Genomic DNA, 16,327 nt, shown 5'->3' on the forward strand with positions numbered 1-16,327 from the left:
TTGAAGTTCCTTTGATTTAATTCAGGACGCCTGCTACAAAAACACATTAAAATTATGCCAAGATCGGTAAATTCAGTTGCTAAAAGAGCAAGAAGAAAAAAAATAATGAAGCAAGCCAAAGGTTTCTTTGGTAGACGTAAAAACGTTTGGACAGTTGCTAAGAACGCGGTAGAGAAAGCAATGAGCTATGCTTACCGTGACAGAAAACAGAACAAAAGAAATTTCCGTTCATTATGGATTCAACGTATTAACGCTGGAGCTAGATTAGAAGGAATGTCTTATTCTCAATTCATGGGGAAAGTTAAAGCTAACGGAATCGAATTGAACCGTAAAGTTCTTGCTGATTTAGCTATGAACCACCCAGAAGCTTTCAAAGCAATACTTAATAAAGTAAAATAAACGTTTTATAAACTCAATTTAGATTACTTACTTATCATAAAGAAACCATTCGTTAATTCGGATGGTTTTTTGTTTTTACAACAATCTGCTTTACCTTTAAGACTCTTTTAAAAAACAACCACAAAATGTTTACTCCTCTATTTGACCACATACAGAAATTTGTAACACTTGAGCCTTCAGAAATTGACACCCTTGAATCATGCTTGAAACTCTCGAAAATAAAAAAGAAAGAACATCTATTACAAGAAGGGCAAGTTTGCAATACACTATATTTTATAATAAAGGGCTTTGCAAGGCAATACATAATTAACTCAAAAGGTACGGAACAAACTTTGCAATTTGCAATTGAAAATTGGTGGATCACTGATTATTTAAGTTATCACAACACTACTCCATCACACTTCTACATCCAGACAGTTGAAAACAGCGAACTAATTGCTATTGAAAAAAGTACTTTAGAATCTCTATTAATCGAAATTCCGAAGTTGGAACGATACTTTCGAATCGTTTCTCAAAAATCATTTGGAGCTGCGCAAATGAGAATTAAATTTCTATTTACAATGTCGGCGGAAGAGAGATACCATCATTTCAATAATCTAAACCCTGATTTTGTACAACGTGTTCCTCAGTATATGCTTGCCTCCTACCTAGATTTTTCAGCTGAATTCATGAGTAAAATCAGAGCAGGAAAAGTATAAACCAAATTTCTTGAAGTAGTTCAAGTTTTTTAAAGCATTCATTACTGACCTTTGTATTGAACTTTAAAACATATAAAATGAAATCAAGAATCCTTATCCCAGAAGTTGCCCCGCAAGCATATCAAGCATTACTAAATTTAGAAAAATACATCTCAACGACTTCATTAACATCAACTCATAAAGAGCTAATCAAAATTCGTGCATCACAAATAAATGGCTGTGCTTTTTGTATTAATATGCATACTGCAGATGCAAGAAAACAAGGTGAAACTGAACAACGTATCTATTTAACCAGCGCTTGGCGCGAAGCTGATGTTTACACTGAAGAAGAAAAAGCAATTTTAGCTTTAACTGAAGCTGTAACCTTAATTGGAAATCATGTTTCGGATGAAGTGTATCAAAATGCGGCAAACCTATTTGACGAAAAATACTTAGCTGAAATTATTCTTGCAATCATCACAATTAACTCTTGGAATAGATTAGCAATTACAACAGGATTAAGAGCAGTCTAGTTTTACAAAGATAAATCCTGCAAAATTATCATAGCCAAAAGCCCTCTGTCTTGAGGGCCTTTTTGTATATGATTGCAAATGAGAAATAGAAAATTAGTTTTATTCTAAGTTTTAAAAATACCGTATATATACTCTTTCAAGGGGATTTATTTTTTTTATTTTTGGCGCATGAAACAAAAATACAAGATAATATCCCTTTACATAATTCTAATATTTATTATTTTATTTTCGTGTCAAAAACAAGAATCTTTTAAAGCTGTTACTAATAATACTAAGGAAAAAACCGAAAAACTAATTGCATTAGGAGATCGTTTCTATGATAATCAAAATTTTGACAGTGCCTTTTTTTACTATAATAAAGCAAAATTTATTTGCAACCCAAAAACTGAAACTGAAATCTTTGTCAGCACATTAAATTCTATGGCTGAAATCCAAAGATCGCAAGGAGACAATACTGGCAGCGAATCAACTCTTACGGAAGCTTTGCCTTACCTTAAGCACATAAAAAATCCCAACTACATTTGGAACACTTATATAGAATTAGGCACCAATTATCTGCTTACTTATGATTACAACAATGCTTTATCCTACTATAAAAAAGCATTAAGTTTAAATACAAGCGAAGGGAGAAAATTAAGCACTCAAAACAATATAGCACTGGTTTTATTAAAACAGGGCAAATACAATGAAGCTTTAAAAATTTTCATTTCTTTGACTGACAAAAAAGAAATTCTTGAAAATCGAGAAAGTTTTATAAAAATACTAGACAATATAGGTTTTTGCTATTTCAAAATTGGAGACGACCGCGCACTTTCATACTTTACTAGAGCATTAAAAACAGCGGACGAAACAAAAGATTATCTTTCTAGCACTAAGATTCATCTGCATTTGGCCGAATTTTATGAAACAAAAAATCCTTCGTTATCAAAAAAATATGCACAACTTAGTTATAAAAACTCAGCTCTCAAAAATTATTCAGAAGGCAGAATGTCTGCTCTAAAATTACTAATAAACAGTTCTGCAAACAACGAGCTAAAAAATTACTCTCTTTTATATATTAAACTTAATGATAGTCTAACCGAAATACGACAGAAAGCAAAAAATCAATTTGCCCGAATTAAGTATGACACAAAAAAAGAGCGGAACGAAAACCTAAAACTGAAGACCAATAAAATTGAAAATGAGCTGCAGTTAGAGCGACAAAAAAATCGAAATATAATCTCTTACATCATTATTATATTAAGTTTAAGTTTAATATTAACGTTGTACTTTCATTTAATATCTAGTGCAAATAAAGAAAAAATTGAAGCAACTTATAAGAGTGAAACAAGAATTGCTAAAAAACTGCATGACGAGTTAGCAAATGACATCTATCATGCAATGGCTTTTGCCGAAAACAGAAACCTTTCTGTATCCGAAAATAAAGAACAATTGATCAAAAATCTAGATGTAATATATGCTCGAACTTGGGATATATCAAAAGAAAACGGCCCAATTATAACATCTGAAAAATATATTTTATTTTTAAAAGAAATGATCACAGGCTTTAATACTCCCAATATTAATCTTCTACTAAATGGCATTGAAAACATTCCTTGGAATGAAGTTGAAAAGAACAAAAAAACAACGACTTATAGGGTGTTACAAGAATTACTTGTAAACATGAAAAAACATAGTAACGCTACACTAGTTGGTATTAATTTAAAAAAAAGTGATAGAAATATTACGGTTACTTATACCGATAATGGAAAAGGCGTCAATTTAAATTCTATGACTTTTAAAAATGGCCTTTCTAATGTAGAGAATAGGATTAACTCAATAAAAGGAGAAATTAAATTTGATTCCTCACTTAACAATGGGTTTAAAGTAATCTTTAAATTCTCAATTTGATTACAAAAGCAATGAAGTTCATTAAGAATCGATTTTTCTTAAAATATTTTTTAATATTCTTAACAATATTAATAGTTGGGGCAATATTTCTATTGCAATCTAAGAGAAACAAAAATGCTGAATCTCAGCAAAAGACAAAGGATAACGCTGTAGAAATTAAAAGCATAATAGATAAAGCAGATCTGTACTTTGACGACGACAATAGAGAACTGGCAATTCTAACATATAATAAGGCTATAAAACTCTGTGATCCAGAAATCAATACAACAGATTATGTGTATTCACTGTATTGTATCGCAGATCTACACTACTCAAGCTCTGATTATATTTCCAGCGAAATTGCAGCTACAAAAGCATTACCATATTTAAAGTTAATTAAGAACCCCAGATATTCTTGGCTTATTTACAATGTACAAGGACAAAATTACTTAAGTACTTATGACTTTACCAACGCGGAACTTTATTTTAAAAAAGCGCTAAGACTAAAAACAAGTTTATGGAGAAAGCGTGTTGCTTTAAATAATATCGCGGCTACTTATAAAAACAAAAATGAATATGACAAAGCAATAGAGATTTATCAAATCCTTGCTTCTAATGTCCACGCTTCTAAGCATAAACATTTAGACGATAGCAATTATGCTTTTGTACTAGACAATATGGGATACTGCTATTATAAAAAAGGAAATAATGACGAAGCTCTAAAATGTTATTACAAGGCTCTAGAAATTCGTTTACACCCAAAAAGCAGTGAGGGTTTAGTGAACAGCTATCGTCATCTTTCTACATATTTTCAAAAAAAAGATCCTCAATTAGCAAAAAAATATGCCACAGAAGCATTAAAAACGGCTACAAAGATGAAATCTGTAACGGAAATTGTTCTCAGCTTATCTGTCGCAATAGAATCCAGCGAAGGAAATGAACTAAAAAAACATATCAAAAAGTACATTCATCTTACAGACAGTATAACAAAAGCAGGGAAAATGAATAAAAATCAATTTTCCACAATGAGATATGAATCTAAAGTAGATAAAGAGCAAAATTTACAACTCAAAGCAGAAAAAACAGAAAATGAACTGCAATTAGAACGACACAAAAATCGGAACATCATTTCGTATATTGTAATTGTTTTCATAATAGGATTTTTTGTAATTCTAGTATTTTACTTATCTCTAAAGGGAAAAAAAGAAAAAAAAGAAGCTGTGTTTGAAAGTGAAAAAAGAATTTCAAGAAAATTACATAACAAACTTGCTCTTCAAGTCTACAATACTTTGTCTTATGTTAAAGAAACCGACCTAGAAACTGTCGAAAATAAAAACAAACTATTGAACAATCTTGAAAAAATTTATTCTCAAACACGTACGATTTCGAGAGAAAACAGCATTATAGAGACAAATGAGAAATATGAATCTGGTCTTAAAGAAATGATTTCAGGTTTTAAAACATCTCAAATAAGTATTTTAACAAATGGCTTGAATGACATTAATTGGACCAAAATCGATAGAAATAAAAAAATAATTGTTTATCGCATTTTACAAGAGTTGTTTCAAATCATGAAAAGCAGCAGTAATGTTTCTCTAGTAATAGTTTCCTTCAAAATAATCCAAAAAAATATTACTGTTACCTATAGTGATAACAGGGTTGAAACTGAAAACGAAAAAACAATTTTAAAAAATACGCTGCAAAATGTGGAAAACCGTATTAAAACAATAAATGGAACTATTAATTTTGACCATAATCTAGAAAAAGGTTTCAAGATAAATTTCACTTTCCCTTTATAAAGTAAAGTATTATGTTTAAAAAAGTTTTAGTTGCAGAAGATCTAGACAGTATAAGTATAGCGGTTATTCAGGCGCTTGAAGATTTACAGATACCCACAATTCATCATGTAAAATACTGTGATGACGGATTATTAAAAATAAAGAAAGGTTTAAAAGATAAAGAACCATATGATTTGCTAATTACGGATTTATCTTTTAAAATAGATCATCGCGAAACTATTTTAGAAAGTGGAGATGATCTTATAGAGGCAATTAATACAATACAACCTAATATAAAAAAAATCGTATTCTCGATAGAAGACAAACCTTACCGAATTAAAACTCTTTTTAATGATTTAGGAATTAATGCTTATGTTTCGAAAGGAAGAAACAGTATTCATGAATTAAGAAATGCTATTGAAAAAACGTATAACGATGAAGAAAAAATACTATCATCAGATTTAAACTTTAGTTTTAATGACAAATCGTTGATAGAAATTGAGTCTTATGATATTTCAATTCTAAAACTTCTAGCTCAAGGTCATATATTAGAAAGTATTTCAAATGAGTTTAAAGTAAATGCAATAACTCCTAATGGAACGAGCAGTATTGAAAAACGAATAAATAAATTAAAAATTTATTTCAAAGCAAACAACAATGTACATTTAATTGCTATTGCGAAAGATTTTGGACTAGTTTAATTTTCCTGTTCTTTTTACGGATTCCCGTAAGGAAATGCATTTTTATAGACATAAGTTTGCTATAACCTACGAATCTACCCAATGAAACCAAAATACAAATTCAATTTATTTGCAAAAATAAATACAACCAATAATAAAATTATTATGAAAACTATGATCTTGTGCCTATTTCTTTCCCTGACTTTTGCTCTAGTTTCCGAGAAAACAGGATGGCTTGAAGTTGATTGGAAAATTGTCTTTATACCTGCGCTTCTTGTTTTACAAATAATTATTATTGGAACTGCATTGAAAAACAGATATAAAAAACACTAAGCTCATTAGAACAAAATAATATCTAAATTGAAGTTATTAAAAGTGAGAGAAAAACTCAATTGCTTATATTTGATATTTTATATAAGCAAATGAAAAACATTCTAATATACGTTCTCTTACTATTTACAGCTCAATCATTTTCTCAAACCAAATTTCTTTCTTGGAATTTGGAAAATTTCGGCAAATCAAAAACTCAATCCAGCTTAAATTTCATCGCTTCTACCGTTCAAGATTATGACATTATTGCAATTCAAGAAATTGTTGCAGGATATGGAGGTGCACAAACTATTGCTAAACTATCACAATTATTAAATGTAAAAGGTTCAAAATGGGATTATACCATTAGTGAACCAACCAGCGGTACAAGTTACAAAACAGAACGTTATGCTTTTCTTTGGAAAACCAGCAAAGCTAAACTAATAGGAAAGCCTTGGCTTGAAAAAAAATATTCACTTGAGATTGACCGAGAGCCTTATTTTGCAACATTTGAAATTGATAAAAAAACAGTAACTCTTGTTAATTATCATGCAATTACAAAAAAGAAACAACCTGAAACTGAAATTAAGTATTTTAAATTTCTACCTCAAGAATATCCAAATTTAAACTTAGTTTTTGCAGGCGATTTTAATTGTCCTGAATCACATACCGTTTTCAATCCGCTAAAAAAGGCTGGATACTCACCCATATTACAAAAGCAAAAAACCACTTTAAAACAAAAATGCAAACATGACGAATGTTTAGCGTCTGAATTTGATAATATTTTCTACAGTACAGCGAAATTTAAAAATACTCGATCAGGAGTAATTTTGTTTTACAAAAAATTCGATTCTCTTCAAGAAGCTAGAAAAATATCAGATCATATTCCGATTTGGTTCGAATTTTCACTCAATTAAGTTTTTAGTTTTTTCTTTTTTGCGGCAGGAAATAAAACATTGTTTAAAATTAAACGATACCCAGGAGAATTCGGATGTAAATCTAAAACTGTAGGTGGATCGCCAACTTGATGCTGGTAATCTTCAGGATCGTGACCTCCAAAAAAAGTAAACATTCCTTTTCCTTTTTCACCATGAATGTACCTGGCTTCACCATTTATTTCACAAGTTCCCATAACCAGAACATTTGATTTTACCAAAGTTTCATTAAACGAAGTTGTCTGTCCCATAAAACCTTTTACCAATTGGGTATGATTCTGGCATAACATACTAGGAATTGGATCCCACTTTGCCGAAAATTCCATTAAAGTAAAATAATCTTTATCCATAGGAACTCGGCGTACTGATGTCATATCAATATCAGAAAACTCATAAACTTCTGGTCTTCGTTCTAAAATGAAGTTTTTGAATGCAAATGAATTCCCGTAATTTAATTTTGATTGATAATTAGATTCACTTGGATCTCCATCAAACATGGTTTCACAAATATCAACTCCGTCAGCGGCAAGAGCAATATCAAAACTATCAGTAGCTGAACACATTGCAAACATAAAGCCGCCGCCAATTACAAAATCTCTAATTTTTTTTGCAACTGCTCCTTTTTCTACTGAAACTTTAGGATAACCAAGTTTCGCAGCTAAGGCTTCGGCATCTTTCTTTTGTTCAATATACCATGGCGTATTTTTATAAGCAGTATAAAATTTTCCATATTGCCCGGTAAAATCCTCATGATGCAAATGAAGCCAATCATAAAGCAATAATTGATCACTTAAAACTTCTTCATCATAAATTGGTGTAAATGGAATTTCGGCATAAGTCAAAACCAGTGTTACAGCATCATCCCATGGCTGTTTCCCTTTTGGAGTATAAACTGCAATTTTTGGTGCTTTTTCAAGAATAACCGATTCCATATTTTGAGATGGACTCGAAATATCATTTAATATAGAAGCCTCTTCACTATCAGAAAGTATCTCAAAACTTACGCCTCTAATTTTACATTCTTTCCTAATTTCCTCCGCATCAGGCAATAAAAATGAACCACCTCGATAATTAAGCAGCCAGCTTGCTTTATAATCTTTACTTAAACACCAATATGTAATCCCGTATGCTTTTAAGTGATTCTGCTGAGTGGTTTCATCCATTGGAAGCAGTATAAATGAAGCTTTAGCTTGAAATGACAGCAGCACAATAAATATATATAGGAAGTTTTTTTTCATCAGAAAATTATTTTAGTAAAGATATAAGGATACGTGCAAAAACACAAAAGATATAAATGTTTTATAATTAAATAAAACGTTAAAAATCAATATACAAAAATGAATTACAGTAATAGAAAAACACGTATAAACACGTACTCTTTAAATGAAAAAACTACTTACATTTGAAATCCCAAATCATCAAACTAATCAATGTAAAACCATAGCCATGAAGTTTAATGATAGTAACAACCAACCAAAAGGACTTAATGTAATACAAAAAATAGGTCTTTGTTTACTTGTATTTACAATAATACTATATTACGTATTATCAATTCATTTTTTAACCAGCTAAAATTTATGGGGTCAAAACTGCGATTTCGTTTTGAATAGCGTATACTACTAAACCAGCAATATTTCTAGATTCTGTTTTTAGCAGTAAATTGTTGCGATGCCCTTCTACCGTTCTCGGACTTAAAAAAAGATGCTCTGCAATTTCTGTAGTTGTTTTTTGTTGACAAATAAGCTGAAGAATTTCAATTTCACGAGGTGAAAGAAAACTCGTTTCTAAACTTCCTTTAGAATTTTTCGAAGAAACAATTGTTTCTTGAATTGTTTTTAGAACACTTTCGTTATAATAAAATCCTTTTGCATAAACTTCATTAATGGTTTTAATTAAATCTTTTGGAGTAGTATTTTTAATTAAATAAGCAACGGCTCCAACCTGAATCATATTTGCAATGAATGATTTAGAGTCATAACTCGTAAGTGCAATAATTTTTATTTGAGGGAAAGATTTTCGAATAATTTTTGTTGCTTCAACACCATTTAAAACAGGCATTTTCAAATCCATGATGATAATATCTGGTGTATTATCATTCTCTTCCAGCTTTGAAATTAATTCTTCGCCATTTGAGGATTCAAAAACAATTTCAATATTAGCTTCTCTTTGCAATAAAAAAGCTATTCCTTTTCGAAACAAAACTTCGTCATCGACTAAAGCAATTTTTATAACGGGATTCATTTTTTCTGTTTTTGGTCATTTGGTTTCCCGAAATTACAAAATTTGAACCAAAAAAAGCTCTAAACGCCTATTAAATTGGTTAAAATCTAGTTTTAAAACACTATCCCCAACTAAAAAGTAAAAACAACAGCAAGTCCTTTACCAATTTCAGACTTTAATTTAATTGTTCCGTTCAAGAAAGATATTCGAGAATCAATATTTTTCCAACCAAGTCCCTTTTGATTTTCGGCATTCTTGCTGTCAAACCCTACTCCATTGTCTTCATAAAAACAAGTTGGAATTTCATCAACTAACTTAAAGCTAATCCAAATTTCAGCAGCTTTTCCATGACGGACAGAATTATTCATTAACTCTTGTAGAATTCTAAAAACATGCAAGTGACGATCAATATCATTCTCGTCAAAATCAATCTCGTTTTCATAATGCGTCTGCACCGATTTTCCACTTTCAAATTCTTCACATAATTCTTCAACTCCTGCATTAAGTCCAAACTTTTCAAAAACTGGAGGCAATAAATTATGCGTTATTTTTCTAGAATTCTCGAGTGCCTTTGCCGTCAGTGAAATTATATTATCGGTTATTTCACTTATCTCCTGTTCAGTTAAATTTGGAGAAGTAAGCAAATGACTATTTAGTGAAACTATATTCAGCTTAGAACTGATATCGTCATGTAAATCCTGAGCAATTCGTTTTCGTTCTTCTTCTTGAGTAACAATTATTGCATGCAGTTGGTCTTTTTGATGTTGAATTTCTAGATTTTTATTTTCAATTTCTTTTTGAATAATTTTCTTTCTAGAGAAGTAAAAGAATATAATCAACACAACTGCAACAATTATAAAGAAAAGTGAAATATATAAAATTATGGCAACAAGTTCTTTTTCAGGAATTGAGTTCGTTCTCATATTAAGTTAATCTTTATCGCAAGTTTTTCAATTAAACTAATGAACCTTTTTTTGGATTGCTTTTAATCCAATCGTATAAAATAAAAAGCTGATAAACTACGATTAAAAAAGCATTCAACATCCATGTTATATATTTTAGATCTAAACTTAATTCGGACGAAAGATTACCTACCAAAAACAGTACTGTACTGGTTAGCAAATAAAAAACAATCCCAATGCTGATATAATAGTATTCTTTATTATCTGTCAGCATATTATAGAAATGAATTAGAGCAAAAACAACAATCAGCAAGGATGTTAATGTGATTTCGAATAAATTAAATTTAAAAAATTGATTTGGATCCATAATAAATTGTACTCCTAAAACCAATAAAGCAATTATCAAACTAGTTTTTACAAATAACTTTTGTGTTTTTATGTGCATTAATGAATTATAAAATAACCCTAATAATATCATTTGTCCTACAAAGAATATATTAATAGCAAGCAAATTATTCCCTCTTAGGAAATAAATAATCTCCATATAGATTTGCAGTAAAAATGAAAAAGCTAAATAAGAAACAAAAAAAACATTAGCTTTTTCCTTTCGGAAAAAGCTATATGAATATAATATAAGATTTAATAATAAAATCAAATAAGCTGAATAAATTAAAAAATCATCCACTTTGTAGTTTTTTTAAAATCAATATGGAGGGCAAGGGCGAGCACCATCATAAGCATCTTCATCTTCACCTGGACCTGAATCTTCGGCATTTTTTGGCTGAACAGGAGGCCCATAAACATCTACATAGGTATCTGTTTCTTTATCATATCTTGCTCCAACAAAAATTAACGTCCTTTCGTTTTGATCATTAATTCCAATATGTGCACGAACAGCAACAGTATTAAGCTTTAATACCATTTCTAAACTTTCTCTTGGTATTAAAAAAGCTTTTACTTTTTTATTACTGTCTTCAATTGTGGTATCTTTTTGATATTTTTCCTCCCATTTTTCAGCAGTCGCTTTTGTAATTTTAATAGGTCCTGGAAAGTCTTCTTCTCTCATGGTTTTTCGATTTAAATTAGTTAATAGTATTTAATTTGTTAATTGGATTTGCTAAACTACCGAATTAATTTTATATAAGAAATATTATTAAGCAAAATTGCAGATCGTTAAGGAACTGCTGAACAAAAAAAAATCTTCATAAGTATTTAACTTACAAAGATTTATTTATTTTATTGTCTCTTTTTTGAATTAAAAAGGAACATCACTATCATCATCATCGTCATTCAAATTACTTCCAAAAGCTTCATTTGCCGAAGGTAGATTTTTAGTAATAAACGGATTATCATCATGATTCATTTTTGATGGTAAATCATCATAACCACCTGAAAAATCATCAAGGTTGTCAAATTTACCTAAATGTCCAATAAATTTCAATCGAATGTTTTCAATACCACCATTACGGTGTTTTGCGATCATAATTTCTGCCTGACCTGTTGTTGGCGATGCTTCATCATCATCCCATTCTTCAATTTTATAATATTCTGGTCGGTATAAAAATGAAACAATATCAGCATCCTGCTCAATAGCTCCAGATTCACGAAGATCCGAAAGCAACGGACGCTTACTTGATCCACGCGTTTCAACGGCACGTGACAACTGCGAAAGTGCAATTACGGGAACATTTAACTCTTTTGCTAAGGCTTTTAAGTTTCGGGAAATTGTCGAAATTTCCTGCTCACGATTTCCTCCTCCTTTATTATTTCCTCCAGCAGTCATCAATTGCAAATAATCAATGATTATAATTTTGATACTATGTTGAGAAACCAAACGACGGCATTTTGCACGTAAATCGAATATCGAAAGTGAAGGTGTATCATCAATAAACAAAGGTGCTTTTTCCAAATCTTTTACTTTAGTACTCAGCTGTTCCCATTCGTGTTTTTCTAATTTTCCTGTTCTTAGTTTTTCCGATGACAATCCTGTTTCTGAAGAAATAAGCCTTGTAATCAACTGAACTGATGCCATCTCCAAAGAGAATAAAGCTACTCCATGTCCGTATTGAATAGCAATATTTCTCGCCATCGAAAGTACAAATGCTGTTTTTCCCATCGCAGGTCTCGCCGCAATAATAATTAAATCGCTGGGCTGCCATCCTGAAGTTAGTTTATCCAGATTATGAAAACCGGTTTCAACACCACTCAAACCTTCTTTACCAGCAATTTCCTCGATTTTTTTCTTTGCTTGCAAAACTAAACTCTGAGCTGTTTCGGAACTACGTTTAATATTTCCTTGTGTTACTTCGTATAATTTTGACTCGGCTTTATCCAACAAATCAAATACGTCAGTACTTTCGTCATATGATTCTTCGATAATTTCAGACGAAATTCTAATCAAACTTCTTTGAATAAATTTTTGAAGAATAATACGGGAGTGAAATTCGATATGGGCAGAAGACGCAATCTTTTGAGTAAGCTGAATTAAATAAAAATCTCCTCCTGCTAATTCTAATTTTCCATTTTTCTTTAACTGACTCGAAACCGTTAACAAATCTATTGGCTGCGTTTCTGTAAAAAGCTGTAAAATAGCCTCGAAAATATGTTTATGCGACTCTTTGTAAAAAGCATCGGGCTGTAAAATATCAATTACATCATCAACTCCTTTTTTATCTATCATCATTGCCCCAAGAACCGCTTCTTCCATCTCTATTACTTGTGGCGGTAACTTACCTTTTTCCAGATTAATAATAGTGGTTTTATCGACTTTTATAGGGTTTACGTTTTTGAAATTTTCCATATAGCGAAAGTAACAAAATTTAAAAAAAAATTGTTATCTAGTTATAACTATTGTGTGTTTATAAATAAGTTTTTTTTGTTGATAACCAAAAAAAAATCCGAAACCGCAGGGCTTCGGATTTAAAATAATATTTTAGGAATTTACTCTTTATACTCACCCATATTGCTGTATTTGTCCATTCTTTGGGCAATTAGCTCAGCTGTTGATAAGTCTTTCAATTCATTATATCCTTTGGTAATATATTCTGCTACTGTTTTAAAAGTAGTTTCTCTGTCGTAGTGTGCTCCACCAAGTGGTTCAGGAATAACATCATCAACTAATTTTTGTTTTTTCATATCAGATGAAGTCAATTTCAAAGCTTCAGCAGCACGTTCTTTGTACTCCCAGCTTTTCCATAAAATAGACGAACATGATTCTGGTGAAATTACAGAATACCAAGTATTTTCTAACATATAAACTTTGTCTCCAACACCAATTCCTAAAGCACCTCCAGAAGCACCTTCACCAACAATAATTGTGATGATTGGCACTTGTAAACGAACCATTTCGAAAATATTTCTAGCGATAGCTTCTCCTTGTCCGCGTTCTTCAGCTTCAAGTCCTGGATAAGCACCCGGAGTATCTACTAAAGTTACAACTGGAATTCCAAATTTCTCTGCCATTTTCATTAAACGCAAAGCTTTACGGTATCCTTCAGGATTTGCCATACCAAAATTACGGTATTGACGTGTTTTAGTATTAGTTCCTTTTTGTTGACCAATGATCATATACGACTGTCCGTTTATTTTGCCAAGACCGCCAACCATTGCTTTATCATCTTTAAAGTTTCTGTCTCCATGAAGCTCTAAAAAAGTATCACCGCAAATTGCTCTGATATAATCTAAAGTATAAGGCCTATTTGGATGTCTTGACAATTGTACACGCTGCCAAGCAGTAAGGTTTTTGTATATTTCTTTCTTAGTCTCTACTAATTTCTTGTTGATTTCTTTACAAGTAGGCGTAACATCAACGTCAGATTCTTTTCCAATTATAACGCACTTTTCTAACTGTTCTTCAAGTTCTTTTATTGGAAGCTCAAAATCTAAATATTCCATGGATTTTTGAATTTTGTTTTTAAATCGAACCGCAAATATAAAAATATTATATCATTGGCGTAGTTAATTGTTATTAAAGTATCAAATTGTAATTTAAAAATAAGTAAAACTTTACAGTTTTTTCTTGTTTTGGTAATGTTTAAAAACGCCGTTTAAAATAACTGTAATTACAATTATTAAAGCGCCAATATAAAATTCTGTACTCATTTTTTCTTTTCCTCCAAGAATAAAATAAGCCAGCATAATTCCGTAAACAGGCTCTAAATTAGTCGTTAACATTACCGTATAAGGCGTTAATCGCTGCATCACTTTCACCGAAGCTGTAAATGCATAAGCAGTACAAACGGAAGCTAAAACCAATAATAAAACCCAATTGTTTAATGACATTACAAAAAAGTCAGCATTGAATTTTCCTAAAACCAAAAAATAAATTGTGATAAAAAAAACTCCAGCCCCAAATTCATAAAATGTAATTAAAGATGGTTCATGATCTGATATAAGTTTGCCATTCATTAGAGTGAACAAAACTCCTAAAATTATTGATATTAAAGCATAATAAACGCCCGTTAGGTACTTTATTTCTACTTGAAGTATTAAGGCCAAACCTGCGATAATAACTAATCCAAAGAAAACCTCATACCACAGAATTTTACGTCCATAAAAAAGCGGTTCTAATAAAGAAGCAAAAAAAGCTCCGAGCGAAAAAATAGACAATGTTATTGAAACATTAGAAACATGAATCGCTTTGAAGAAAAAAATCCAGTGAAGCGCTATCAATAATCCAACAAAAATGAGCTTAGCAAAAGATTGTGCAGATATAGCAAAAGACTGTTTTTTGTAGACAATAAATCCGCCCAGAAAAATTCCAGCTATCAACATTCTAAACCATACTAAATTCTCGGCATCAATCGTTATTAAGGCGCCTAAAATGGCCGTAAATCCCCAGATAAAAACAATTAAATGAAGATTTAGGTAACTTTTTAAATTATCGTTTCGCATTACGTAATAAGTACACTGCTAAAATTCCGAAAACAATATTCGGGAACCAAACAGCTAAAAATGGTGAGAAAGTAGATTTTTCGGCAAGTGTACCAAATATTTTATCAAAAAATACAAATGAAAAGGCAATTGCAATTCCAATCGCAAGATTCGTTCCCATTCCACCACGACGTTTCATAGAAGAAACTGCAACCGCAATAATAGTTAGGATAAAGGCCGAAACCGGTACACTGTATTTTTTATAAAGAACTACTAAATATATATTAATATTACCAGAACCTCTCTTTTTCTCTTTGTCGATAAAATCAATCAGCTTTCCTAAAGTAAGTGTTTCTGCTATATAAACTACAGGAGTTAAATCTGCTAGTTCAAATTTGAATTTGACATTCTTTTCAGGAACCTTTTCGATTACATCATTCAATTCGCCTAAAGTTCTTTTTGTATAATCATACAAAATATAAGTTTTCAGTTTTGGATCCCACTTAATACGACTGGCAGTAATTTTATAAGTCAATTTCTCTTTCTCAAAGTGCTCTAATGTAAAATTAAATGCTGTTTTTGACTCCTCATTAAAACTATTTACAAATATAAAATCATGATCATTTATCTGTCTGTAAACATTTGTATTTTCACCCCGCATAAGTTCTTTACCATTTCCTTTTAAATAAGTATACCTAAAATTATTATAGCCTTCACTTGCAGCAGGAACAATGAAAAAACCCATTAACAAAACAAAAATGGAAACAATTGTAGCACCAATAATATAAGGACGCAAGAATCTTGTATACGAAATACCTGAACTTAAAATCGCAATAATCTCTGTATTATTTGCCAATTTTGACGTAAACCAAATTACGGACAAAAACAGGAATATCGGAAATAAGGAATTTATAAAGTAAATAGTAAAATTGTAATAATAGAGCGCAATATCCATAAACGGAATCTTGTTTTCCAGCATCTTATTAACTTTCTCAGATACATCAATTACAATTCCAATTGGCGCAAACAAAAGCAGCATCACAGAAAAAGTTCCAAGATATCTTTTTAAGATGTATTTATCTATTATTGTTAACATATAAATTTTGTTTCAAATTTAAAAACTTCAGGTTTCACGTTTCAAGTTTCAGGTTGC

At 30.8% G+C, this 16,327-nt stretch carries 17 protein-coding genes; 8 read left to right on the forward strand and 9 right to left on the reverse strand.

The annotated features are described in order from the left end of the window. The first annotated feature begins 54 nt into the window (after positions 1–54). The 8 genes from rplT to NLG42_RS00175 all read left to right on the forward strand — a co-directional run bounded on the left by rplT (position 55) and on the right by NLG42_RS00175 (position 7,162). The gene (gene rplT, locus NLG42_RS00140; protein ID WP_008464948.1) at positions 55–399 is read left to right on the forward strand and encodes a 50S ribosomal protein L20; all 345 of its coding nucleotides are present in this window, start codon (positions 55–57) and stop codon (positions 397–399) included. Positions 400–524: 125 nt separating this feature from the next. Next, a complete protein-coding gene (locus NLG42_RS00145; protein ID WP_099720658.1) occupies positions 525–1,097 on the forward strand; it encodes a Crp/Fnr family transcriptional regulator in 573 nt (190 codons plus the stop codon). Positions 1,098–1,174: 77 nt separating this feature from the next. Next, entirely contained in the window at positions 1,175–1,609 is a 435-nt protein-coding gene (locus NLG42_RS00150; protein WP_257682680.1) for a carboxymuconolactone decarboxylase family protein, read from the forward strand. A 168-nt stretch (positions 1,610–1,777) separates the two neighbouring features. After that, entirely contained in the window at positions 1,778–3,499 is a 1,722-nt protein-coding gene (locus NLG42_RS00155) for a tetratricopeptide repeat-containing sensor histidine kinase (RefSeq protein ID WP_257682681.1), read from the forward strand. A gap of 11 nt (positions 3,500–3,510) precedes the next feature. After that, positions 3,511–5,277: an ATP-binding protein gene (locus tag NLG42_RS00160; protein WP_257682682.1), complete on the forward strand. Its 1,767-nt coding sequence runs from the start codon at positions 3,511–3,513 to the stop codon at positions 5,275–5,277. An 11-nt stretch (positions 5,278–5,288) separates the two neighbouring features. Further along, positions 5,289–5,957, forward strand: a complete 669-nt coding sequence (locus NLG42_RS00165; protein ID WP_089057244.1) for a DNA-binding transcriptional response regulator — start codon at positions 5,289–5,291, stop codon at positions 5,955–5,957. A gap of 81 nt (positions 5,958–6,038) precedes the next feature. Next, on the forward strand, positions 6,039–6,269 hold the full coding sequence (locus NLG42_RS00170) for a hypothetical protein (protein ID WP_089057245.1): 231 nt from the start codon (positions 6,039–6,041) through the stop codon (positions 6,267–6,269). Between the two features lie 89 nt (positions 6,270–6,358). Next, positions 6,359–7,162 (forward strand): endonuclease/exonuclease/phosphatase family protein, encoded by an 804-nt coding sequence (locus tag NLG42_RS00175; protein ID WP_257682683.1) that lies wholly within the window; start codon positions 6,359–6,361, stop codon positions 7,160–7,162. Here the strand turns inward: NLG42_RS00175 and NLG42_RS00180 are convergent. The 9 genes from NLG42_RS00180 to NLG42_RS00220 all read right to left on the reverse strand — a co-directional run bounded on the left by NLG42_RS00180 (position 7,159) and on the right by NLG42_RS00220 (position 16,270). Then, positions 7,159–8,418 carry an asparagine synthetase B gene (locus NLG42_RS00180; protein ID WP_257682684.1) on the reverse strand — a complete coding sequence of 420 codons (1,260 nt, stop codon included), beginning with the start codon at positions 8,416–8,418 and terminating at the stop codon, positions 7,159–7,161. The genes NLG42_RS00175 and NLG42_RS00180 overlap by 4 nt on opposite strands. A gap of 337 nt (positions 8,419–8,755) precedes the next feature. Beyond that, positions 8,756–9,421, reverse strand: coding sequence for a response regulator transcription factor (locus tag NLG42_RS00185; RefSeq protein WP_257682685.1), 666 nt, complete (start codon positions 9,419–9,421; stop codon positions 8,756–8,758). Between the two features lie 110 nt (positions 9,422–9,531). Then, positions 9,532–10,323 carry a sensor histidine kinase gene (locus NLG42_RS00190; protein WP_257682686.1) on the reverse strand — a complete coding sequence of 264 codons (792 nt, stop codon included), beginning with the start codon at positions 10,321–10,323 and terminating at the stop codon, positions 9,532–9,534. Between the two features lie 31 nt (positions 10,324–10,354). Then, positions 10,355–10,846, reverse strand: coding sequence for a hypothetical protein (locus NLG42_RS00195; RefSeq protein WP_257682687.1), 492 nt, complete (start codon positions 10,844–10,846; stop codon positions 10,355–10,357). A 159-nt stretch (positions 10,847–11,005) separates the two neighbouring features. Further along, positions 11,006–11,368 carry a hypothetical protein gene (locus NLG42_RS00200; RefSeq protein ID WP_257682688.1) on the reverse strand — a complete coding sequence of 121 codons (363 nt, stop codon included), beginning with the start codon at positions 11,366–11,368 and terminating at the stop codon, positions 11,006–11,008. Between the two features lie 189 nt (positions 11,369–11,557). Then, positions 11,558–13,102 (reverse strand): replicative DNA helicase, encoded by a 1,545-nt coding sequence (gene dnaB, locus NLG42_RS00205; protein ID WP_089057252.1) that lies wholly within the window; start codon positions 13,100–13,102, stop codon positions 11,558–11,560. A 140-nt stretch (positions 13,103–13,242) separates the two neighbouring features. Then, complete coding sequence (locus NLG42_RS00210; RefSeq protein WP_099720663.1) at positions 13,243–14,196, reverse strand: acetyl-CoA carboxylase carboxyltransferase subunit alpha; 954 nt, start codon at positions 14,194–14,196, stop codon at positions 13,243–13,245. A 111-nt stretch (positions 14,197–14,307) separates the two neighbouring features. Continuing rightward, positions 14,308–15,195: a DMT family transporter gene (locus NLG42_RS00215; RefSeq protein ID WP_089054214.1), complete on the reverse strand. Its 888-nt coding sequence runs from the start codon at positions 15,193–15,195 to the stop codon at positions 14,308–14,310. Next, on the reverse strand, positions 15,182–16,270 hold the full coding sequence (locus tag NLG42_RS00220; protein WP_089057254.1) for an LptF/LptG family permease: 1,089 nt from the start codon (positions 16,268–16,270) through the stop codon (positions 15,182–15,184). The genes NLG42_RS00215 and NLG42_RS00220 overlap by 14 nt, the downstream gene beginning before the upstream one ends. Positions 16,271–16,327: the final 57 nt, after the last annotated feature.

The organism is Flavobacterium plurextorum (genome assembly GCF_024638035.1).
GTDB classification, from domain to species: Bacteria; Bacteroidota; Bacteroidia; order Flavobacteriales; family Flavobacteriaceae; genus Flavobacterium; species Flavobacterium plurextorum.